Here is a 21952-nt window from a genome sequence, read left to right on the forward strand (position 1 = left end):
CCGCCGTCAGACCTTAACCAGCGGGCCGGACGCAGGCTATGGTGCGTGACATGGCGTTGACAGGATGGACGGTCGACGGCCTCGGGCCCGTACGGGCGCACGGCTGACGGGTGTCGGACATGCAGAGTGAGGGGCAGGCGATCGGTGGCCGAGCCATGGAGTCGATGACCGGACGACTGCTGGTCGCGACACCAGGGCTCAAGGATCCGAACTTCGACCGTACGGTCGTGCTGCTCGTCGCCCACGAACCCGGCGGCGCCCTCGGGGTGGTGCTGAACCGCGCCACCGAGGTCTCGGTGGCCGACGTGCTCGGCGACTGGAGCGACCTGGCCCGCGACCCGGCCGTGCTGTTCGAGGGTGGCCCGGTGCAGCCCGACTCCGCCATCTGCCTGGCCCGGATGCGGCACCCCGTCCGGCCGGTCAAGGGCTTCCACCGCGTCTCCGGCGCGGTCGGCACCATCGACCTCTCCGTCGACCCGGAGAAGCTGCGCGAGGCGGTCGGTGGGATCCGGGTGTTCGCCGGCTACTCCGGCTGGGGCGCCGGACAGGTCGAGCGCGAGATCGAGGAGGGCTCCTGGTTCGTGCTCGACGCGCTGCCCGGTGACGCCTTCGTCGACCGGCCGGATGATCTCTGGCCGATGGTGCTGCGCCGGCAGGGCGGCATGATGGCGGCGGTGGCCCACTTCCCGCCGGATGTGGCACTGAACTGACCCCCTCGGTGGGGGACCCCCGCGAGATGACCATGCGGGGCGGCGTGTGTATAGTTCTTCCCGTGCCCGGGCGACCGGGTGCGAACGCAAGGGGCCGTGGCGCAGCTGGTAGCGCACCACACTGGCAGTGTGGGGGTCAGGGGTTCGAGTCCCCTCGGCTCCACCGATCGCACCGTTGTGCGAACCGGTGGTACTCCTGAGGTGCCCCCGTCCGTTTCGGGCGGGGGCATTGTCGTGTCGGCGGGGATCTTGAACGCGGGTACGACTCCCTGGTCGGTGAATCGGACTTCGGCGATGACGGGCTTGGAATTGAGCGAGTCGTTGGCGGAGTTCGCGGATGCGGGGTCCGGCGGTGGCGTCGTCCATGGTGCCGTTTTCGATTTGCCGTGTGGTAGCGGTCGATCGAGTTTTTCGGTGGCTCGTCCGGATGCTGCGCCACCTGAGCCTCAAGGACCGCAGCCTGGTCAGCCACACTCATCGACACGGCACCTACCGCACTGAATGCCTGTCGCGATCGGGCACGGAGCCAGGGGCGTCATGGGCGGTACACGTCAATTCGATAAGCACTTCCACAGCAGTGACGGTGTGAATGTCATCGTCAATGCGGTAGATGATCCGATAGGTGCCTCGCCGGGCGCTGAATCGATCTGACAATGGCGGCAGCAGACGCTTCCCGACCCGGCAGGGTTTCGCGCCAACGGCCCGGTCATGAACTCGTACGAGGCCACAGTGACGGCCGGGGCCTTACGCGACCGAGGCGCGACGGGCGCGAATGATCTCCGCGCGAGGGCGGGCAGACACCTCTTCACCTCGGCACGTTCCGCGTCGAGTCGGCCGGCCGCCACAGGGTGCCCGCATCCCCGAGAACCGCGACCCGTTCCTCCAGACGCTTCAAGTCCTCCACCGAGACCAGCACAGCGGACGGCCGACCATGCATGGTCACTTCGCTGCTGCGTTTGTGCAGTTCCCGTACGGCGTTGGAAGCCCCGTGACGGAGCTGCGAGTCGTCGAAGACGTCGTCGAGCACGAGTGTTGCCCGGCTTGGGACCACGGCCCCGGCAAAGTCGTTAGGTGCCGAACAATGCCAGCGGGCGGGTGCTGTCGCGGGCGTGATGCCGGTTGGCGGCGGTCGGTGTTGCGGTCGGTGTCGCAGGTAGCAGAGCCGGTACGCAGGACAGTGACGAGACCAGCGATGATGGCAGCGCGGCCTTGCTGCCACCAACAGCGGCGCTTCTACCTCAAGCCCCACACGTCAAACACTGTCACGACTTGCCTGGGCGAGGATCTGACCGAGGGGCAGCGCCAGTCAGGTGAAAGCTCATTGACCAAGGTCACCATTGGCTCCTACCATCTGCCCACGCGCTTTGCCGTACGGGGGCAGATGGGCAACCGCTGAACCCTGCGCGAGAACGACTTCATCGCATGGTTCACGGGGGAGCAACACAAATGACGATGGCGCACGCCCGCATCGCGCAGGGCGCCACTTTGGCGATCCTGGCGACGTTACTCTCAGTCGTTACATCACCACCTACCGCCGCTCATGCTGCGGATTGTCCGTCCGGAGTGGTCGCCGAGAGTGAGCCGGCTGCCGAGACAGAGGCGGCGGCACAGCGCCTCGCGGAGCTCTGTGACAAGCCCGTCGAGGTCCTCGCCGAAGCCGATGAGACCACCAAGGTCGTCGCCCTGCCCAGCGGCGACTTCTCTATGGAGACCTACCTCGAGCCGCAGCGCGTCGAGCGAAACGACCGCTGGATCGCGCTGGACACGAACCTCGAGCGCGGCGCGGACGGCCGGTTCCGGCCCAGGGCTGCGGCCGACGTGTCGTTCTCGACCGGTGGCACCGGCCCGCTGGCGACCTACCGCGAGGGTGGCGCCGACTTCACGCTGACCTGGCCCGCGCCGCTGCCGGCCGGCGTCGTGCGCGAGGACTCGGTCACGTACCCGGAGGTTCACCCGGGCGTGGACCTGGTGGTGCGTGCCGTGCCCGGCGGCTTCTCGCACGTGCTCGTAGTGAAGAACGCCGAGGCTGCCGCGAACCCCGAGGTGCGCGAGACGGCCTACGTCATCGGCGGCTCGGCGACCGTGACCGAGACCAACGACGAGATCGTCATCAAGGGCCCGGCCGGTGTGATCGCCGGCGCTCCCAAGGCGATGGCCTGGGATTCGACCCGGCAGGTCCGTGACCCGCAGACCGCCGCGCTGCGCCGGGAGGATCCCGAGGGCCTCGCCCCACCGCGGGTGGCCGAGCCGTCCACCGCCGAGGCTCCGAGCGAGTTCGCCCGCCGGTCCGACCTGGACGTACGGGTTGCCGGCAAGAGGCTGACGGTGAGCGTCGACGAGGATCTGCTGTCCGCGCAGTCGACGTTCCCTGTCTACATCGACCCGACCTATTCGAAGTACTACGCGAAGTGGATTCCGGTCAACGACTCCCGGCCGGACACCAAGTGGGTCTCCGGCGACGCCTGGCCGCGTGAGGTCATCCGGATCGGGTCCAACTACGACAACTACGGCGACGTGTGGCGCGCGCACATGCAGTTCGACATCAGCGCGCTCAGGGGCAAGCGGGTCATCAATACGCCCAGCGTCGACGCCTACCTGACGCACAGCGCCTGGTGCGCCGGTGAGTCGCTGGCGCTCTGGCAGACCAACGCCATCGACGGCAACACCCCGACCTGGAACGGCATGAAGGGCAAGTGGCTGCACGGCAAGGCGATCCATACCAAGACAGTCAAGGTGAACAGCGGCTGCAGCGGCCAGAAGCCGGCCTGGGTCAAGTTCAACGCGGGCGGTGTGAAGACCCACGTGCAGCGGCATGCCGACGAGAACTACAGCACCATCACATTCGGCCTGCGGGTGCCCACCGAGAGCGGCGGCCACTGGGTCAAGGCCGAGCGCGGCAAGATCAAGCTGGTCGTCGAGTACCAGTCGAAGCCGACCTCGCCGGTGCCGGTGCGCACCGCGCCGGGCGGTAACTGCGCCGCCTCGCCCGGTCCTTGGATCAACGACAGCACCCCGGCCCTGTACGCCACGGCAACCGACGCCGACAACTCGGTGCGGCTCGTCTTCGACGTGAACGGCCCGACGGCGCCGGCCGACTACACCTCCGCCGCGGTGGCCTCGGGCAAGGAAGCGACCTGGACCACCCCGGTGCTCGCGGACGGCAGCTACAACTGGAGGGTCTACGCCACCGACGGCACGGACAAGACCGGCTGGAGCAAGACCTGCTACTTCCGGCAGGATCACACGCCGCCCACCCTGCCGGTGATCGCCCGCAAGGCCGGCACCCCGACGCCCGAGCTGGGCAAGCCGGTGACCCTCACCTTCTCGTCGACCGACGCGCTCTCCGGCGTCGAGCGCTTCGACTACGGCATCGGCGTCGACGTGAAGTCGTCGAACGTCACGGCGTCGGCCGGCAAGGCGGAGGTCACCTTCACCGCGGACAGCGGGCTGACACAGATCTACGTGTGGGCCCGGGACAACGCCCTCAACTCTTCGTCGCGGGCGATCTACAACATCTTCACCGGGCGGGTCACGCCGGTCGAGCCGATGGCCGTCTGGCGGATGACCAGCAACCTGCGTGACGACTCCGGCACCATCGACGACGAGGGCAACACCAGTGAGGCGTCCACCGCGAAGGACCTGCGGTGGACGGTCTCCGGCACGCCGACGTACTCGGCGGACCGGCTGAACCACGGCAGCACCGCGCTCGACCTGACCGGTACGGGCTGCGCCACCACGATTCCGGTGGTGCGCAGTGACGCGGCGTTCACCGCCACGGCCTGGGTCAAGCTGACCAGCAAGGCGGCCGGGTCGAACCGCACCGTGCTGGCCGTCGCCGGCACCAACGCGCCGGCCTTCGCGCTCTCCTACGACCAGGCCAGTGACCGCTGGCAGACGGCGATCACCAACGCCGACTCGGCTACGGGAACCTCAACGATCGCCCGCGGCACCACCTCCCCGCCGCTCAACGGCTGGCAGCATGTGGCGACCACGGTCGACCCGGTCGGCAAGACGATGCGGCTCTATGTGGACGGCGCAGTACAGGCGACCACCGCGATCGGCGCCCTGCCGTGGCGCGGCACCGCCCGCACCCTGGTCGGCTGCGGCGGTACCGCCGGTGTGATCAATGAGCATCTGATCGGCGCGGTGGACGACGTCGCGATGTGGAGCGGCCTGCTCAGCGACGCGCAGATCGCCGCGGCGCGCGACGAACTGCCGGCCGGTGTCGCTGCGGCCTGGAAGCTACGCGGCACCGGTGACGACGCCAGCAACCACGGCCACACGCTGACCGTGCCCGCCCCGGCGACGCCGCCTACGCCCGAGCCAACCCCGGAGCCCGAGGTCACCGACGACCCGGCACCCGATCCGGGCCCGGGCGGTGGCCCGACCCCGCCGCCGGGCGAGGAGCCGACGCCCGAGCCGACCGAGACCGGCGACCCGAACGAGCCGGACCCGACCGGTAGTCCCGAGGTGCCTGAGGAGACCGAGGAGCCGTCGCCGGATCCGTCCGAGGAACCGACCCCCGAGCCGACGCCGGCACCGACGGTTCCCATGGAGTGGACCGACGACGCGTACGGTCGGCCGGGCTCCGCCTGGTACGTCAGCGGTGACCGGTGCGCCACCACGCAGCACAGCGTGATCCGCAGCGACGAGTCGTTCACGCTCGCCGTCTGGGCCCGTCTGGACGACCCGAGCGCGATGAACCAGACGATCATCGGCACCGACGGCAACCGGGTCAGCGGCTTGTTTCTCGGCGCCCGCACGAACGCTGCCGGCGTACCGTTCTGGGCGCTCATGATGAAGGCCTCCGACTCCGAGACCTCGACCTCGGAGTGGGCGGGCGGCAGCACCGACGCGTTCGCCGCGACGGTGGGCAAGTGGACGCACCTGACCGCCACCTACAACGCCACCACCAAGACGATGTCGCTGTTCGTGAACGGCGCGAAGGCGGCGTCCGTGGTGCGGTCGACCGGCGCGAACTGGAACGCGTCCGGTGTGCTCAGCCTCGGCTGCGCCAAGTACGCCGGCGCGCGCAACGACTTCTTCCGAGGCGCGATCACCGATGTGAAAGTGTGGCGCGGCGCGCTCACCGACGCCGCGGCTGCCGCCGTGAAGAACGCCAACCCGCCGGTCAGTGTGCAGGCCTGGTACCCGCTGGAGGGGCCGCGTGCCGAGGAGCCGACCAACCTGGAAGACCGCTCCGGCAACGCCAGGCACCTCTCGATGGCCTCCGGTGAGCCGCACTGGGAGCAGGACCGGTTCGCCAGCCGCAACGGCGCGCTGGGCCTGGCCCTCGACGAGGGCTCGTGCGCCGAGACCAATGCGCCGGTGATTCAGGCGAACGAGTCGTTCTCGGTCGCCGCCTGGGTATCGCTGGACGACCTGACCGGCGACCGCACCGTGCTGTCGCAGTCGGGCAGCGTCAAGCACCGCTTCCTCATCGAGTACGCGGCCGGCGTCGGCCGGTTGCGGGTGGTGATGACCGGCGGTGACTCCGCTGACGCGCCGACCGCGGAGGTGCGCTCGCTGGCCGCCCCGGCGGCTGGCGCATGGACGCACGTGGCGGCGGTCTTCAATGGGCTGACGAACAAGCTCACGTTCTATGTGGACGGCGAGCCGCAGGGTGAGGGCACCACACTGACCGGCTCGCTGTGGTCTGGATCCTCCCCGCTTCGAGTCGGTTGTCTCGCCCTGACCGGCGGGACCCGCTCCAACTACCTGGGCGGCATCGTCGACGACGTCCGCGTCTGGACCTCGACGGTCGACCCCGACCTCTTCGGCACCTTCGCCCACGCCTGACCGGAGAACGTTCATGACTGAGAAAAAGAAGTTCTTCTCATCAGACCGGCGCGGGTTCGCCCTGGCTGCCTCGGCTTTGATGCTGACCTCTTTCCTGACCTACAACTGGGTCGCCGAGGCGCTGGACGGCGAGCGGGACAGCCAGTCCGTCGCCGCCACCAACTTCGGCACCGTCAAGGTCGACCCGGTCCCGCTGCCCGCCGACGGCGGCGCCTGGAAGGGGCCGGAGAAGGGCCGCTGGCCCGCCGCCGGCTCCACCGAGATCGTCCTGGCCGGCGCCGCCGGCCGCGCGGTCGAGGGCAAGGCTGGCTCGATCACGGTGCGGGTCAAGGCCATACCCGGCAAGAAAGCGCCGGACCGGGTGCGGGTCACGTCCCTGCCCGAGGAGCAGTCCACCAAGCTGGGGTTGAGCGGCCCGGTGCTCGCGGTCGAGGGCGACCAGCCCGGCGACGTGGAGACCGAGGTCGACATCGACAGCTTCAGCCAGATGTACGGCGGCGGCTGGGCGGGCCGACTCAACCTCAGCCGTTTGCCGGCGTGCGCGGCGACGACCCCGCAGAAGGCGGAGTGCCAGGACGCGGTGCCGCTGAAGACGGCGAAGCAGGCGACGACGCTGGCGGCGCCGATGGCGCTGACGGCGGCGGGGCCGACCATGCTCGCCCTTTCCGCGGACACCGAGTCCGGTGAGGGCGACTACAAGGCCAGCGACCTGCAGGCGTCCGGCTCGTGGACGGCCGGCGACAGCTCAGGGGCGTTCAACTACTCGAATGCCATCAAGGTGCCTCCGGCGCCCGGCCCGGTGCCGGACGTCGCGCTGAACTACTCGTCGCAGATGGTCGACGGCCGGATGGCGGGCAACAACAACCAGGCGTCCTGGGCCGGCGACGGCTGGGACTACACCCCCGGCTACATCGAGCGCAGCTACGTCACCTGCCAGGACGACGTGGACAAGGTCGCCGGCAAAGACCCGAACAACAAGGACAAGAAGACTCTCGACCAGTGCTGGAAGGACAAGTCGCCGAACATCACCGTCTCGCTGAGCGGAACGAACACGGCGCTGGTCAAGGACGACGCGACGGGCACTTGGCGGCCCGCCGCGGACGCCAACTGGAAGGTGCAGCTGGAGGGCTCGCCCGCCAAGAAGGGCACCGCGACCACCGAACGGTGGATCATCACGACCCCGGACGGCACCCGTAACTTCTTCGCCGCCGAGGTCGCCACGTCCAACTCGCGGTGGTCGGTGCCGGTCTTCGGCAACCACGACGGCGAAGACTGCCACGCCGACGTGTTCAAGGACTCGTCCTGTCAGCAGGTCTGGCGCTGGCTGCTGGACAAGCAGATCGACGTCCACGGCAACATGACCCGCTACTTCTACAAGAAGGAGACCGGGCACTACGGCGCGGCCGGCGACAAGAGCAACCGCGTCTCGTTCGACCGCGGCGGCAACCTCGAGCGCATCGAGTACGGCCTGCACACGGCGTACCCGGACGTCGCGGCCACCGGCCGGATCATTTTCAGCACAGCGGACCGGTGCTTTGCGACCGAGTGCTACTCCGACGGCAAGCCGGTCACCGCGAACTGGCCCGACGTGCCGTGGGACAAGGAGTGCACCGCCGAGCCGTGCACCGACAAGCTCGCGCCGGTCTTCTACTCCATCAAGCGGCTCACCAAGATCACCACTCAGATCCGCACGAGCGCGACCGGGTTCGACCCGGTCGAGTCATGGACGCTCGACCAGGAGTTCAAGGCGCCCAAGGCGGCGCGCTCCGCGTCGCTGTGGCTCAAGTCGATCACGCACGCCGGGCACGTCGGTGGCACCGTCACCGACCCGCCGGTGGTGTTCACCGGCGTCGAGCTGGCCAACCAGGTCAACGCGATCGCCGGAACAGAGTTCTTCTCCCGCTGGCGGGTCCAGAACATCCGCACCGAGTCCGGCGCGGACATCTTCGTCAGCTACTCGGACGCCGACTGCGACGCGAACGACCTGCCGGCTGTGGAGAACAACAGCCGGCTCTGCTACCCGGTGTACTGGACCCCGGACGGCTACTGGGACCCGACCAGGGATTGGTTCCGCAAGTACGTGGTCAAGGAGGTCACCACGTACGAGAACACCGCCGGCCAGCCGCCGGTGACCACCCGCTACGCGTACTCGAACGAGGGCACCAATACCAACGTGCTCTGGGGCTGGGACGACGGCGAGTTCACCAAGAAGAAGCACCGCACCTACGGTCAGTGGCGGGGCTACTCCCGGGTGACCGCCACGGTCGGCGGCACGCAGGCTCCGCTGGTCACCCGCAAGCAGTTCTTCCGTGGCCTCGACGACCAGCCGCTGCCCGGCGACAAGACCCGCAGCGTGCAGGTCATCGACTCGGCCGGCAACAGCTACACCGACCAGCCCGCGCTCGCCGGCTCTACGCTCGAGGTGGCCTCGCTCGACGGCACCGCGGTCGTCGAATCGTCGATCACGTCGTACTGGGTCAAGCAGACCGCGACCCGCACGCGTACCGGCGGATCGGACCGGGCGTACAAGATCGCTCCGTCGGTGAAGAAGGAGCGCCGCCTGCTCGCACCCGGCACCTGGGAGCAGAGCGAGACCCGGACGACGTACGACGACGAGGGCTACGCCGAGGTCGCGTACGAACTGGGCGACACAAGCAAGACCGGCGACGAGTCGTGCACCCGTAACACGTACGTGCAGAACGACGCCCTCTGGTTGCGCGGGTTGGTGTCGCGGAGCGAGACCGTGTCCAAGGCCTGTGGCGCGACGGTGTCCCGGCCGGCCGACGTCGTCGCCGACGTCAAGACCTACTACGACGGGTCGGACACACATGGCGCGGTGCCCAGCAAGGGCAGGGCGACCCGAGTCGACACGCTCGACGAGTGGATGGACGGCGCGCCGAAGTACACGGTGACCACCCGGGCGGCCTTCGACGCGCTGGGCCGGCCGACCAGCAACACCGACTCGCTCGGCAAGACCAGCAAGACGTACTACACCCCGGCGGGTCCCGGCCCGGTCACCCAGACCCGGACGCGCAACCCACTCGAACACGAGGTGATCACCGACCAGAACCCGGCGTGGGCCACGCCCACCTCGATCCTGGACGCCAACAACAAGCGCACCGACCTGGAGCACGACCCGATGGGCCGGCTGGCGAAGGTCTGGCTGCCCGGTCGAGCCAGGACCGCCACGCCGAACCTGGAGTTCTCCTACCTGGTCCGCAACAACGGGCCGCTGGCGGTGACCACCAAGCGGCTCGGCCCGAACAACAACCAGATCAGCGAGATCGGCCTGTTCGACTCGCTCTACCGGTCGGTGCAGGTCCAGGAGGACGCGCAGAAGGACAAGGACGGCAAGGACGCCCGCCTGGTCACCGGCACCGGCTACAACGACCGCGGCCAGGTCGAGTACAAGTCGGACGGCAACTACGCCCTCGGCAGGCCGGGCACCGGACTGGTGAACATCACACCGGGCGAGGACCGCAGCCGGACCGTGTCGACCTACGACCGGCTGGGGCGCGTCGTGGAGGAGGCGCTCTGGTCGCACAATGTCCGCAAGTGGGGCACCACCACGGCGTACGGCGGAAACTCGGCGGGCTGGCAGGTGGCCGTCACGCCGCCGAAGGGCGGCACCGCGACCGCGACCATCGAGAACGTCGACGGCGACGTCATCGAGGAGCGGGAGTTCCACGGGCCCGAGCCGGAGGGCGCGTTCGACAAGACGTCGTACACATACACGCCGCGCGGCGACGTCGAGACCGTGGTGAAGGGGGCCCTCACCTGGCGGTACGAGTACGACCTGCGCGGTCGTGAGATCAAGACGGTCGACCCGGACAAGGGCACCACGGTGCTCGAGTACAACAACGGCGACGACGTCACCAAGTCGACCGACGCCGAGGGCGACATGGTCTCGACCACCTACGACGACCTGGGCCGCCAGAAGCAGCGCCTGTTCAACGGCGTCAAGGCGGCGGAGTGGACCTACGACACTGTCGCGAAGGGACACCTCAGCAAGTCGACCTCGATCGTCGGCGGGCACTCCTTCACCAAGGAGATCTTCGAGTACAGCGACGCGTACCAGGTCGTCGACGAAGAGGTCACCATCCCGGCGATGCCGGGGCTGACAGGGCTCGCCGGCACCTACGTCGCGACGTACACGTACACCGCGAACGGCCTGCCGTTGCGTTCCAGCTTGCCGAAGATCGGCCCGATGGAGAAGGAGGGCCTGACCCGCACGTACGACGACCTCGGCAACGTGGTCAAGCTGGCGGGCACCTCCTCGCCGTCCGGCACCACCCGCACGTACGTCGACCGGACCACCTACTCGCCGTACGGCGAGGTGCTCAACCGCTGGCTCGGTACTCCGGTCGGGGACAAGCCGCAGGCGTACCAGAACTACGTCTACGACGACGCCACCCGGCGGCTGTCGGAGTTCCGGTTCGACCGCGACGGCAGCGTGCCGAACGTGGCCGCGGTCACGTACGACTACGACGAGGTCGGAAACGTCCGTTCGGTCGCCAACCGGCCGGTGGACGCGGACAAGAACCCGCGTGCGGGCGAGGAAGACGTCCAGTGCTTCACCTACGACCACCTGCGTCGCCTGACGGAGGCCTGGACGCAGGTGGCCACCGAGTGCGCCGGCCCGACCGCTGCGGGTGGCAAGGCGCCGTACTGGAAGACCTGGGCGTTCGACGAACACGGGTCGCGGACCACCACCAGCGACAAGCTCACCGACAAGAGCTCGATCTACGGGTACGCGGCCGGTGCCCAGCCGCACGGCGTGCGCACCATTACGACCGGTGAGCAGGTCGACCACTACGACTGGGACAAGCGGGGCAACCTGAAGTACCGCAAGGTGGGCGACCGCACCGAGACGTTCCAGTGGAGTCCGCACGGCAAGCTGACCAAGATCAGCGGGCCGGAGGGCGACACCACGATGGTGTACGACGTCGACGGCAACCGCATCGCGCGGATCGACCCGACGGGGGCGGCCACCGCCTTCCTGTTCGGCAACGAGTACACCTCGTCGCCGGCGAACACCAGCGCCACGCGGTACTACGAGCACGCGGGTGACACGATCGCGTCACGGACCGACACCACCAGCCGCAAGGGCGACATCATCTGGCTGGCGTCGGACGCCCAGGACTCCGCGACCTGGGCGGTCAACTCGGTCACCCGGGCCGCGACGATCAAGTACAACGACCCGTACGGCAACCCGCGCGACGGATCGCCGACCCCGCAGTGGCCCTCGGGCCAGCGCGGGTTCGTGGGCGGCATCAACGATCCGACCGGACTGACCCTGCTCGGCGCCCGGTACTACGACCCGAGAACCGGCGCGTTCATCTCGGTCGACCCCGAGATCGACGAGCACGACCCGCAACGGCTTCACCCGTACGCGTACTCGAACAACAACCCGACGACGTTCTCCGACCCGGACGGCCTGTTCTGGGGTGCCATCAAGAATGGCATCCAGAAGACGGCCAGTGCGGTGGCGAACGGCGCCAAGGCGGCCACCAAGGCGGTGGTCGACAACGCCGGCACGATCGCGTCGGTGGCCGGCACCGTGGCGATGGTCGCGGCGGTGTTGCCCCCGCCCGCGCAGGTGGTCGCTGCGGCGGCCGGTGCGGTGGCGGCCGTCGCCGGAGCGATCGACACGGCCAAGTCCTGTGTGGGTGGTGACGTCGGCGGCTGTGCGTCGGGCATCGCCGGCATGGTTCCCGGCGTCCGGCAGGCCAAGAACGCCGCACGAGGTATCGGGTCGTTGAAGAACGCCGCGAAGGGTGTCTTCTCCAAGGGCTGCAACAGCTTCTTGCCCGGCACGCGGGTGCTGATGGCCGACGGCAGCACCAAGCCGATCGAGGACGTCGACCTGGATGATCAGGTCGTCGCGCGGAACCCGGAGACCGGTGAGGACGGCATCCGCCCCGTCACGTCACTGATCACGGGCACCGGTGACAAGCAGCTCGTGAAGATCACCATCGACGCCGACGGCGACGGCGTCGAGGACGGCACCGTGGCCGCCACCGACGGCCACCCGATCTGGGTGGAAGACGAGCGGAAGTGGCTGGACGCCGGCGTGCTGAAGGCGGGCATGCAGCTGCTCACGCCGGACGGCGCCCGCGTCACGGTCATCGCGGTGGTCGCCTACGGTGCCGTCGCCACGGTGCACAACCTCGACGTCGACGACATCGACACGTACTACGTCGTCGCCGGTGGCACGCCGGTCCTGGTTCACAACGCGGAAGCCTGCTCGATCCTCGAGCACCGAGCCAAGGAGCTGCACGACCTGCGCCGGGACGGCACGGCGGCTGGCTACTTCCAGTGGAAGCTCGGCACGACGGCGATCGTTCGCAGCAAGAAGGTGCTGCCGGACGGCACGGTCACCTACGTCGACGTGGTCGCGGCCAACGGCAAGGGACTGACGGCGGCGCAGAGGGCGGCGCTGCGCGGCAACGAGGAAGAAGCGGTCAACTTCGACGACCTGCACGCCGAGATGAACGCCCTGAAGCACGCTGTGGACTCGAAGTACGAGCCGCTGCACGGCGCGGCGAGTCGCAACGTCTGTCCCTGGTGTGAAAACTCGATCCGGGATCGCGGCGGCCGACTCACCGGACGCTCGAAGTGGCGGCAGGCGGTTCCCGCGGCGGGCGGCAAGAAGAAATACCCGAAGGGGCAGCGCGGCTTCGAGATCTACCGCAACGGCTCACTGTATGGCATCAAGGTGAACGGCGGCACCCTGCTGCTCTGAGCACCGGGCTGCCCGGCGCTTGTGGCGCCGGGCAGCCCGACCCATCGTCGATAGAATGCCGCCGTGATTCGTGAGATGCGCTTCGTCGTGTCGGTGCCGGATGAGGTCTCGGCCCATGCCGTCGCCGAGAAGCTGGCCGAGCGCGGCCACCTGCTGGTCGCGGTACGGGAGGTGCCGACCGACCCGCTGGAGGGTCGCTTCGCCGGCTGGTGGCGAGTTCACTCGCTGGCCGTGGACCCGCCCTATGAGGGTCCGCTGGAGGTCTCACCGGCCGAGAAGAAGGCCGTTGCGGCAATTGCCCGGAAGTACGGCGGGCAGGTCAACTCGGCGTGTGGCCAGTTTCCGGACAAGGCGATCGAGCGCTTCTCCCGGGAGGGCCTCGTGCACGAGCTCGACCGGGCCGAGGCCGACCGGATCCGCGCGGAGCTCGTCGGCGGGCAGGCAGCCGTCGCGCCGTCCTTGCCCGCGCCTCCCGGACTCAAGTGCGGCGGTTTCCGTCGTCCTGCCGCCGATCTTCGCGCGGCCGCCGAGGTGGTGCCCTTCGAGGGCCGCACCTTCGACGGTGTGGGCGACCTGATCGCAGCGATCGCGAGCGACGCGTTCCCGCAGGGCTCGGTGGTGCCCGCCACCCCGGGGGCGGTGCCGCGGCTGGCCGCGCTGGCAGGTGCCGCGGGGGTAAGCGACTTCTACCGGGCGATGACGCTCATGGTGCTGTTCCAGATGAGCACCGCGGGTCGGCGGCGGCTGGCCTACCAAGCGGACGCCCCGGAAGACGGCGGTGCCGAGACGCCCGTGGAGACGGCGACCCGGGCCGCGGTCGCGGCGGTGCTGCCCGGTCTCGCCGTGGGCCGCAGTGAACTGGCCGAGTTCCTGCTCGCCGGGCTGTCCGCGGCCACGCGGGAGGCGGGGGCCGGAAAGCCGGCCGGCCTGGAGCGGATCGCGGGGCGGTACGCGGGCACCGCCCGCATCCCGGTGGTGAACCTGATCCGGGCCGTGGCAGACGGCGCCGAAGAGCCCATGCGGACCGCCACCGCAGCGGTGGTGGCGGCCCTGCCCGAGGTGGTCGACGGCCTGCAGAGTACAAAGGCATCGGTCGAGGGGCGGGCACTCGACACGCTCGATACCGTGCTGCAGTGGGAGCTGGACAACGCTCGGCTGTCCAAGCTGGGCACCGTCTTCGGCCCCCGCTGATGACCGCCGGCCCACCGGTGGTGTGAGTTGGTGAACGGCGGTGTGCCAGCAATCCGGGTGGTGCCGGCAATGGGCTGAACCGGCCGGAATCCGCTCAACCGGCCGCCCGCCCGACGAGCGCCAGCGCCCAGCACAGCGCGCCGAAACCGGCCGTGCTCGCCAGCGTCCGGACCAGGTTCCAGGTGACCCAGGCGGACTCGAAGCGCTCCCGTGCCGCACCGAGATCGGCGGAACCGGCCGCCGCGAGCGCGTCGTTCAGCGGCACGTTCACCGCCACGGTGACGACGAACATCACCAGGTAGAGAGCGAGCCCGGCGACGATCCACGGCAGCGCCGGCCGGACCGCCCCGCGCCACGCCAGCACCGCCGCGAGCGCGGCCAGCACCGGCGTACCCAGGAAGGCCAGCAGGAACCAGCCGTTGACGATGGAGACGTTGATGCGCTGCATCGCGTCCACGAACGTACGGTCGTCCGCGCCGCGCAGCGCCGGCATCACCGCGTACGCGAACGCGGCGAACAGGCCCGCCATCAGCCCGGCCCCGACTGTGGCGCCGACCAGCGTCAGTTGTTGTACGAGTCGCATGTGTTCATCGAACCGCCGCGCGGTGAGACGGCCCATGGCCAGGACGCGCGATCCTGTGTTCAATCGTCTCGTGGACGCCGTCTCCGGCCTGCTCGACGGTCCCCGGGCGCGGGGTGCCTTCCTGCTGCGCTCGATCCTCACGCCGCCCTGGTCGATGCTGATCCGGGACGAGGCGCCGCTCACGCTGGTCGCCGTGGTGCGGGGGGACGCCTGGATCGTCCCGGAGGAGGGGGAGGCCGCGCGGCTCGGCGATGGTGACGTGGCGATCGTGCGTGGCCCGGCCCCGTACACGGTGGCGGACGACCCGGCCACGGCGCCGCAGGTGGTAGTGCACCCGGGGCAGCGCTGCACCACGCCGGACGGGCGCGAGCTGTTCGCGATGACGCGGTGGGGCGTACGCACCTGGGGCAACGGACCGGACGGCCGGACCGTGCTGCTCACCGGCACGTACCCGGTGCGGGGCACTGTCGGGCGGCGGCTGCTCGACACGCTGCCGCCGCTGGCGGTGGTCCGCCGTGAGTCCTGGGACTCTCCGCTCGTGCCGTTGCTGGCCGACGAGATCGTCAAGGACGACCCCGGCCAGGATGCGGTGCTGGACCGCCTGCTGGACCTGCTGCTCATCGCCGCGCTGCGGGAGTGGTTCGCACGGCCCGGGGCTGCCGCGCCCGGCTGGTACCGGGCGTACGCGGATCCGGTGGTCGGCCGCGCGCTGCGGATGCTGCACCACGACCCGGCCCGGCAGTGGACGGTGGCGTCGCTGGCCGCCGAGGTGGGGCTGTCGCGGGCGGCGCTGGCCCGGCGGTTCACCGCCCTGGTGGGCGAGCCGCCCATGGCGTACCTGACGGGCTGGCGGCTGGCGCTCGCGGCCGACCTGCTCCGCGAGCCCGGCGCCACTGTCGGCGCGGTGGCCCGCCGGGTCGGCTACGGCAGCTCGTTCGCCCTGAGCACCGCGTTCAAACGCCGGTACGGCACGAGCCCTCGTCGGCACGTCGACGCGGCTAGATTGACCGGATGACTGTCGACCTGTTCGCCGGCGTCCCGATCCACGACATCGCCGTGTCGACGGCCTGGTACGAGCGGCTGCTCGGCGCTCCGCCGCAGTTCCTGCCCAACGACCACGAGGCGGTGTGGGAGCTGGCCGAGCACCGCTACCTCTACATCGAGGTGCGGCCCGACCACGCCGGTCACGCCATGCAGACTGTCTTCGTCGAGGACTTCGAACTCCGTCTCGCGGCGATCGCGGCCCGAGGGTTGGAGCCGGCTGCGCAGGAGACCTACGACAACGGCGTCCGGAAGGCGATCTTCCACGACCCGGACGGCAACGAGATCGGCTTCGGCGGCGGCCCCGCCTGACCGGGCCGCGGCGATCCGCGGCCCGGTCGGCGACGTCAGCGTGGGCCGCGCGTCTTCGGCAGGTCGAACTGGTCCGCCCGGCGGCAGTCCTTCGGGCCGCCGACCGCCTGCGGGCCGACCTCCTCCAGTGCCTTACGGGCGCGCTGCCGACCGAGGTTCCAGGCGTACCAGGGGTCGGGCTCGGCGAGGTCGTCGGCTATCCAGCTCAGCGTGCATCGGCGTACCGGATCGGGAAGCTTGGCCAGCGACGGCGTCGCGTCGGCGGACAGCGCCCGTAGATACCAGGCGTCGATCTTGCCGGTCTGCTCGTACCGCAGCGTGTTGCGGCGGGCGACGTAGTCCTCCGGGTTGAGCACCGCCAGGCCGAGCAGCATCGTCACGGCCAGCGCGACAGTGGCGCCGGGAATCCACCGGCCCTTGAACCGGACGCCGGCCAGGATGATCATCAGGAAGACCGTGCCGAGCAGCATCTCGAACGCCATCACGAAGATCCGCTCGCCGGTGAAGCTGTAGACCTTCTGGTACGTCCACATCCGGGACAACGCCGACGCCACGATCACCACGCTCAGCGCGCTGATCAGCCCGAGCAGCACACGCAGCAGGACGCGCTCGACCGGCCGCTCCCGGCGCGCCCAGCGGCCCACGCCGCCGAGCACCGCCACCGTCAGCAGCGTGACGAAGAGCAACTGCCAGAAGCCGCTGCGCGCGTACTCGGCGTAGCTGAGACCGGCGACCCGCTGCACGTGCTGCTGCCCGCCGAAGAGCACAGTGAACTGCACCACCACGAACCCGGCGAACAGCAGGACGAGCGCGCCGATGGCCGGGGCCCACTCCAGCAGGCCGATCCGCCGCTCGCCGGACCTGTCCACGGTGGACAGGTCGGGCGGCGCGGCGAGCGTGTAGACCGCGGCCACCGCGATAAGCCCGCCCACCACGGCCAGGAACACCCAGCTGAACACCGAACCCATGTCGGTCTCGGGAACGAGCGAGCCGAGTGCCTCGGAGAACGCCGCGTCGGCGGAGGCGAGCAGACTGCCGAAGACCACGAGCACCACGACCGTGGCGACCACCGAGACGGTCACCTTGCTCACCGTCGCCGCCGACGCCGAGGCGGTGACGTGCCGGCGTACCCAGGGCAGGCCGCGTAGCGCCGCGAACGGCGTGGCGACCAGGCCGAACAGGATCGATCGCACCAACCGTCCGCCGACGATCGCGAGGGTGGCGCAGCCCAGCGCGCCGAGCACGCAGAACGTCACGAGCCACCAGGCGTTGCGGAACGCCGGCACGGCCATCAGCGCCAGCGCGGCCGCCGCCCACCCGGCCCGGATGAGCCGGTCGGCGCGCGGCAGGTCAGCGGTCTTCGACCGGATCGCCAGCACCACCGCGACAGTGAGCGTGAGCCACCCCAGGAACCAGCCGACGCCGACCCGGCCCAGCGGCACGAAGGCCGCGCCGCCGACCGCGCCGGCCAGCACCGCGAGCGGCACGGCCCGGCCGGTCGCCGCCTTCGGGCCGGGCCACCGCGCGCCGAGGAACGAGGTCCGCGGCGTCGGCGGTCGCGGCGTCCAGACCGGCGCCTGCGGATGGCCGGTCCACCCCACACCGGGGTACGGCGGCGCGCCCACCGGCCGACCGGGAGGCTGCGGCATCCCCGGAGCGTGCGGTGTGACCGGCGCGGGCGACGCGCCGGGGATCAGCGCGGGCGACGCGCCGGGGATCGGCGGCGTGCTCGGGGTCCCGGGCCGGCTGGAAGCGTGCGGCGTGCCGGGCGCGCCGGAACCGGCCTGCGGGTGCGCACCCGGTGCGCCCGAACTGGCCAGTGTGCCGGAGCCGGCCTGCGGGTTCGGCGCATCCGACGGGGACGAACCCGGGGCGGCAGGCGAACCGGTGGCCGGAGCCGTCGTGCCGGCGCCCGAGGTGGACGGACCCGCCGATGCGGCGTCCTCGGCAGCCGAAGGGGTTCCGTCGGCTCGGGTGGCGGCAGGCCGGGCCGCCGGAGCGGCGTCCGGCGTGGCGGCGACGGGCTCCGCCGGACGGTCGGCCGGTGCGGTGGCGGGCTCCCCATGATCCGCCGCCCCCGTCGAACCGTCCCCGGCCGGGGACACGCCCGCGCCCGCGGAAGTCGGCGGCGTCTTGGCGACGTCGCCGGTGGTGGGGGAGAGGGCGGCATCCTCCACCGGGGAGCGTTCGACGGCCGGTGCTGTCGCCTGGGCAGGCACCGCGCTCGGCTGGCCGGCCGCCGGCACCAGCGGGAGGAACAGCGCGTACCCCTGGGTGCCGGGCGGGACGGTGACCGGAATCGCCCAGCCGGGCTGCCCCTCCGCGCCGGGCCACGGCACCGGTGGGGGCGCGCCCTCCATGCTGGGCATCACCAGCAGATAGGGCTGGGAAGGTGGGACGTCGCCCGCGGGAGGCCCGTTCGCCGGGGCGGCGCGGGAGGGCTCGGGGGACGGTTCCGGCTCGGGCAAGGGACGCTCCTCGATCACAGGGTTTCGTCACTCTAGGTCCCCCCACATGCGCCCCGCCGCCCCGTCTGTCCGTTCGGTCACGTCGGCCCGGCCGATCGGCGCGGATCGAACCTTTGACGTCTCGCGGCCGTACCAGTGCGCGGGAGGTCGATCACATGGCCGCACGCCGCGCGCTCGCCGCGCTCGCCGCCGTCGCCGTGACGGTGCCGCTCGCCGCCACGCCGGCCGGCGCGCACGGTGCGCCGACCAGCCCGCTGAGCCGGGCCGCCGCGTGCGGGCCGGAGGGCGGTGGCCGGGCGCGGACGCCCGCGTGCCGGGCCGCGATCGCCGCCGGAGCGGCGGTACGCGAGTGGGACAACATCCGGGTCGCCCGCGTCGACGGGCGGGACCGGGAACGCATTCCGGACGGGGAACTGTGCAGCGGCGGGCTGTCCGCGTACCGGGGGCTGGACCTGCCGCGCGCGGACTGGCCGGCCACCACGCTCACCGCCGGCGCCCGGCACACGTTCCGCTACCGCACCACCATCCCGCACCAGGGCACGTTCCGGTTCTACGTCACCACCGGCTCGTACTCGCCGCAGCGGCGGCTGACCTGGGCGGACCTGGAGAAGAAGCCGTTCCTTCAGGTCACCGACCCGCCGATCCGCTCCGGCGCGTACGAGATGCGGGGGCGGCTGCCGGCCGACCGGACCGGCCGGCACATCGTCTACGTCATCTGGCAGAACTCGGACACCCAGGACACCTACTACTCCTGTTCGGACGTGATCTTCCGGGCGGCACGCGGTGAGCCGGACGCGACACCGGCAGCGCCGGAGGCGAGCGCGTCGCCTCCGCGTACCCTCGCCGGGGCGGCGACCGACGACGAGCCGGCGGTGCCGGTGGCGACGGTGACCGACGGCGGACCGCTGTCCCGGCCGCTCGTGCTCGGCGCGGCGGCGCTCGTCGTCGCGCTGCTCGCCGCGGCAGTGGTCGGACGGCGGCTGAGCCGGGCCGGCGGCCCTCCGCCCGGACGGCCGTGCGGTGTCCGCAACCACCGCGCCGGGCGGCGCCGCGTCTGGTGAGTCAGCCGAGCAGGACCTCGATCTCGGCCAGGTCGTCACCGGCGAGGTCGAGGTTGTCCAGCGCGGCCACGTTGCCCTCCAGCTGCGCCACGCTGCTCGCGCCGGTGATGAGGCTGGTCATGCGCGGGTCGCGCAGCGCCCAGGCGAGGGCGAGCTGGGCGAGCGTCTGACCGCGCCGCTCGGCCACCGCGGCGAGCCCCCGGACCGTCGCCATCGTCTCCTCGTCGAGGTCGGCCTCGTTGAGGAAGACGCTCGTGCGTACCCGGGAGTCGGCCGGGATGCCGGTGAGGTAACGGTCGGTGAGCAGGCCCTGGGCGAGCGGGCTGTACGCGATGCAGCCGGCGCCGACGCCCTCCAGCGTGTCCAGCAGGCCGTCGCTCTCCGTCCAGCGGTTCATCATCGAGTACGACGGCTGGTTGATCAGCAGCGGCGTGCCCAGGTCACGCAGGATCTCGGCGGCGCGCTCGGTCTGCTCCGAGTCGTAGTTGGAGATGCCCACGTAGAGCGCCTTGCCGGAGCGGACGATCGCGTCGAGCGCGCCCATCGTCTCCTCCAGCGGGGTCTCCGGGTCGAAGCGGTGCGAGTAGAAGATGTCGACGTAGTCCAGCCCGAGGCGGCGCAGCGACTGGTCCAGCGACGAGATCAGGTACTTGCGCGAGCCCCACTCGCCGTACGGGCCGGGCCACATCAGGTACCCGGCCTTGCTGGAGATCACCAGCTCGTCCCGGTACGGCTTCAGGTCGCCTGCGAGCAGCCGGCCGAAGTTCTCCTCCGCCGAACCGGGCGGCGGGCCGTAGTTGTTGGCCAGGTCGAAGTGGGTGATGCCGAGGTCGAAGGCGCGGCGGACGATGTCGCGCTGCCGCTCGAAGGGCCGGTCCGGTCCGAAGTTGTGCCACAGGCCGAGGGAGATGACGGGGAGCTTCAGCCCGCTCCGGCCGCTGCGCCGGTAGATCATCTCGTGGTAACGGTCGTCGCTGGCGAGGTATGTCACGGGGCCATTCTGTCCGCAGCGGAGTGCTGTCGCAGCGGCGCGGGTACGTTCGGCCACATGCGTTACGTGCAGCTCGACACCCCCAAGCCCATCTCCAAGATCGGCCTCGGCACCTGGCAGTTCGGCTCCAAGGAGTGGGGCTACGGCCCCGACTACGAGCGCCGTGCCGCCGAGATCGTCCGGCGGGCGCTCGACCTGGGCGTCACCCTGTTCGACACCGCCGAGCTGTACGGCTTCGGCCGCAGCGAGCGCATCCTCGGCGCGGCGCTGGGCGACGACCGGAGCAAGGTCGTCGTCGCCAGCAAGATCTTCCCGCTGCTGCCTGTCGCCCCCGTGGTGCAGCAGCGCGCCGTCGCCTCCGCCGCCCGGCTCGGCGTCGACGGCATCGACCTCTACCAGGTGCACCAGGCCAACCCGGTGGTCGCCGACACCACCACCATGCGCGGCATGCGCTCGCTGCAGGACGTCGGACTGGTCGGCGAGGTCGGCGTCAGCAACTACGGCCTGCGCCGGTGGCGGTTCGCCGAGGCCGCGCTGGGCCGCCGGGTGCTGAGCAACCAGGTCCGCTACAGCATGATCGACCGCGGCCCCGAAGAAGAGCTCATCCCGTACGCGGAGCAGGCCGGCCGGATCGTCATCGCGTACTCGCCGCTGGCGCAGGGTTTCCTCTCCGGCCGCTACGACGCCACGAACCCGCCCGCCGGGGCGGTACGCCGGGCCAACCCGTACTTCCTGCCCGAGAACCTGGAACGCGGCACCGCGCTGATCGCCACGCTGCGCGAGGTCGCGGACGCGCACGACGCCACGCCGAGCCAGATCGCGCTCGCGTACGTGCTGCGGCACCCGAACGTGGTGGCCATCCCCGGCGCGTCCGGGGTCGAGCAGATGGAACGCAACGCGGCCGCCGCCGAGATCGACCTGACCGACGACGAGTACGCCGCGCTGGTCGCCGCCGCGCGCGCGTTCCGCCCGGTCACCGGCCTGGCCGCGGTGCCCCGGATGGTCCGCGCCCGCCTCGGGAGGTGAGCGGCGCTCCGGCGGCGTCAGTGGC

Annotated in this window: 12 protein-coding genes and 1 tRNA gene; 9 read left to right on the forward strand and 4 right to left on the reverse strand. The window is 70.8% G+C overall.

The genetic code is table 11. The features are described 5' to 3' along the window. Positions 1-119: 119 nt before the first annotated feature. Entirely contained in the window at positions 120-710 is a 591-nt protein-coding gene (locus J3R08_RS04845; protein ID WP_043330624.1) for a YqgE/AlgH family protein, read from the forward strand. A 90-nt stretch (positions 711-800) separates the two neighbouring features. Next, a tRNA-Ala gene (locus tag J3R08_RS04850) sits at positions 801-873 on the forward strand. Between the two features lie 642 nt (positions 874-1515). Here the strand turns inward: J3R08_RS04850 and J3R08_RS32615 are convergent. Next, positions 1516-1737 carry a type II toxin-antitoxin system prevent-host-death family antitoxin gene (locus J3R08_RS32615; protein WP_167435536.1) on the reverse strand — a complete coding sequence of 74 codons (222 nt, stop codon included), beginning with the start codon at positions 1735-1737 and terminating at the stop codon, positions 1516-1518. 419 nt (positions 1738-2156) lie between these two features. On the opposite strand from J3R08_RS32615, the gene J3R08_RS04860 reads away from it, so the two are divergent. From J3R08_RS04860 to J3R08_RS04870, 3 genes are all read left to right on the forward strand, one after another. After that, positions 2157-6509 carry a LamG-like jellyroll fold domain-containing protein gene (locus J3R08_RS04860; RefSeq protein WP_146074810.1) on the forward strand — a complete coding sequence of 1451 codons (4353 nt, stop codon included), beginning with the start codon at positions 2157-2159 and terminating at the stop codon, positions 6507-6509. Positions 6510-6588: 79 nt separating this feature from the next. Next, positions 6589-13254: a polymorphic toxin-type HINT domain-containing protein gene (locus J3R08_RS04865; RefSeq protein WP_209960154.1), complete on the forward strand. Its 6666-nt coding sequence runs from the start codon at positions 6589-6591 to the stop codon at positions 13252-13254. Positions 13255-13317: 63 nt separating this feature from the next. Then, positions 13318-14445, forward strand: a complete 1128-nt coding sequence (locus tag J3R08_RS04870; protein ID WP_209960156.1) for a hypothetical protein — start codon at positions 13318-13320, stop codon at positions 14443-14445. Positions 14446-14539: 94 nt separating this feature from the next. Here J3R08_RS04870 and J3R08_RS04875 read toward each other — a convergent pair whose 3' ends face one another. Continuing rightward, positions 14540-15028, reverse strand: a complete 489-nt coding sequence (locus J3R08_RS04875; RefSeq protein ID WP_209960158.1) for a DUF1772 domain-containing protein — start codon at positions 15026-15028, stop codon at positions 14540-14542. Between the two features lie 70 nt (positions 15029-15098). On the opposite strand from J3R08_RS04875, the gene J3R08_RS04880 reads away from it, so the two are divergent. Then, the gene (locus J3R08_RS04880; protein WP_209960160.1) at positions 15099-16043 is read left to right on the forward strand and encodes an AraC family transcriptional regulator; all 945 of its coding nucleotides are present in this window, start codon (positions 15099-15101) and stop codon (positions 16041-16043) included. Further along, positions 16040-16381, forward strand: coding sequence for a VOC family protein (locus tag J3R08_RS04885; RefSeq protein WP_043326359.1), 342 nt, complete (start codon positions 16040-16042; stop codon positions 16379-16381). The genes J3R08_RS04880 and J3R08_RS04885 overlap by 4 nt, the downstream gene beginning before the upstream one ends. Before the next feature lie 35 nt (positions 16382-16416). Here J3R08_RS04885 and J3R08_RS32370 read toward each other — a convergent pair whose 3' ends face one another. Further along, positions 16417-18849 (reverse strand): DUF4153 domain-containing protein, encoded by a 2433-nt coding sequence (locus J3R08_RS32370; RefSeq protein WP_209960162.1) that lies wholly within the window; start codon positions 18847-18849, stop codon positions 16417-16419. Positions 18850-19004: 155 nt separating this feature from the next. Between J3R08_RS32370 and J3R08_RS04895 the strand changes: the two genes are divergently transcribed. Next, the gene (locus tag J3R08_RS04895) at positions 19005-19910 is read left to right on the forward strand and encodes a lytic polysaccharide monooxygenase (protein ID WP_140946168.1); all 906 of its coding nucleotides are present in this window, start codon (positions 19005-19007) and stop codon (positions 19908-19910) included. A gap of 1 nt (position 19911) precedes the next feature. Here J3R08_RS04895 and mgrA read toward each other — a convergent pair whose 3' ends face one another. Further along, complete coding sequence (mgrA, locus tag J3R08_RS04900; protein ID WP_209960164.1) at positions 19912-20901, reverse strand: L-glyceraldehyde 3-phosphate reductase; 990 nt, start codon at positions 20899-20901, stop codon at positions 19912-19914. Positions 20902-20958: 57 nt separating this feature from the next. On the opposite strand from mgrA, the gene J3R08_RS04905 reads away from it, so the two are divergent. Beyond that, entirely contained in the window at positions 20959-21927 is a 969-nt protein-coding gene (locus J3R08_RS04905; protein WP_209960166.1) for an aldo/keto reductase, read from the forward strand. Positions 21928-21952: the final 25 nt, after the last annotated feature.

The sequence above is a fragment of the Micromonospora sp. HB375 genome (assembly GCF_017872985.1).
Lineage (GTDB): Bacteria > Actinomycetota > Actinomycetes > Mycobacteriales > Micromonosporaceae > Micromonospora > Micromonospora chalcea.

What these genes read in the sequence shown, in the direction of transcription:
- J3R08_RS04885 (WP_043326359.1), top strand. Translation starts at nt 16,040, where the DNA reads ATGACTGTCGACCTGTTCGCCGGCGTCCCGATCCACGACATCGCCGTG.
- J3R08_RS04895 (WP_140946168.1), top strand. Translation starts at nt 19,005, where the DNA reads ATGGCCGCACGCCGCGCGCTCGCCGCGCTCGCCGCCGTCGCCGTGACG.
- J3R08_RS04875 (WP_209960158.1), bottom strand. Translation starts at nt 15,028, where the DNA reads ATGCGACTCGTACAACAACTGACGCTGGTCGGCGCCACAGTCGGGGCC.
- J3R08_RS04865 (WP_209960154.1), top strand. Translation starts at nt 6,589, where the DNA reads ATGCTGACCTCTTTCCTGACCTACAACTGGGTCGCCGAGGCGCTGGAC.
- J3R08_RS04860 (WP_146074810.1), top strand. Translation starts at nt 2,157, where the DNA reads ATGACGATGGCGCACGCCCGCATCGCGCAGGGCGCCACTTTGGCGATC.
- J3R08_RS04845 (WP_043330624.1), top strand. Translation starts at nt 120, where the DNA reads ATGCAGAGTGAGGGGCAGGCGATCGGTGGCCGAGCCATGGAGTCGATG.
- J3R08_RS04905 (WP_209960166.1), top strand. Translation starts at nt 20,959, where the DNA reads ATGCGTTACGTGCAGCTCGACACCCCCAAGCCCATCTCCAAGATCGGC.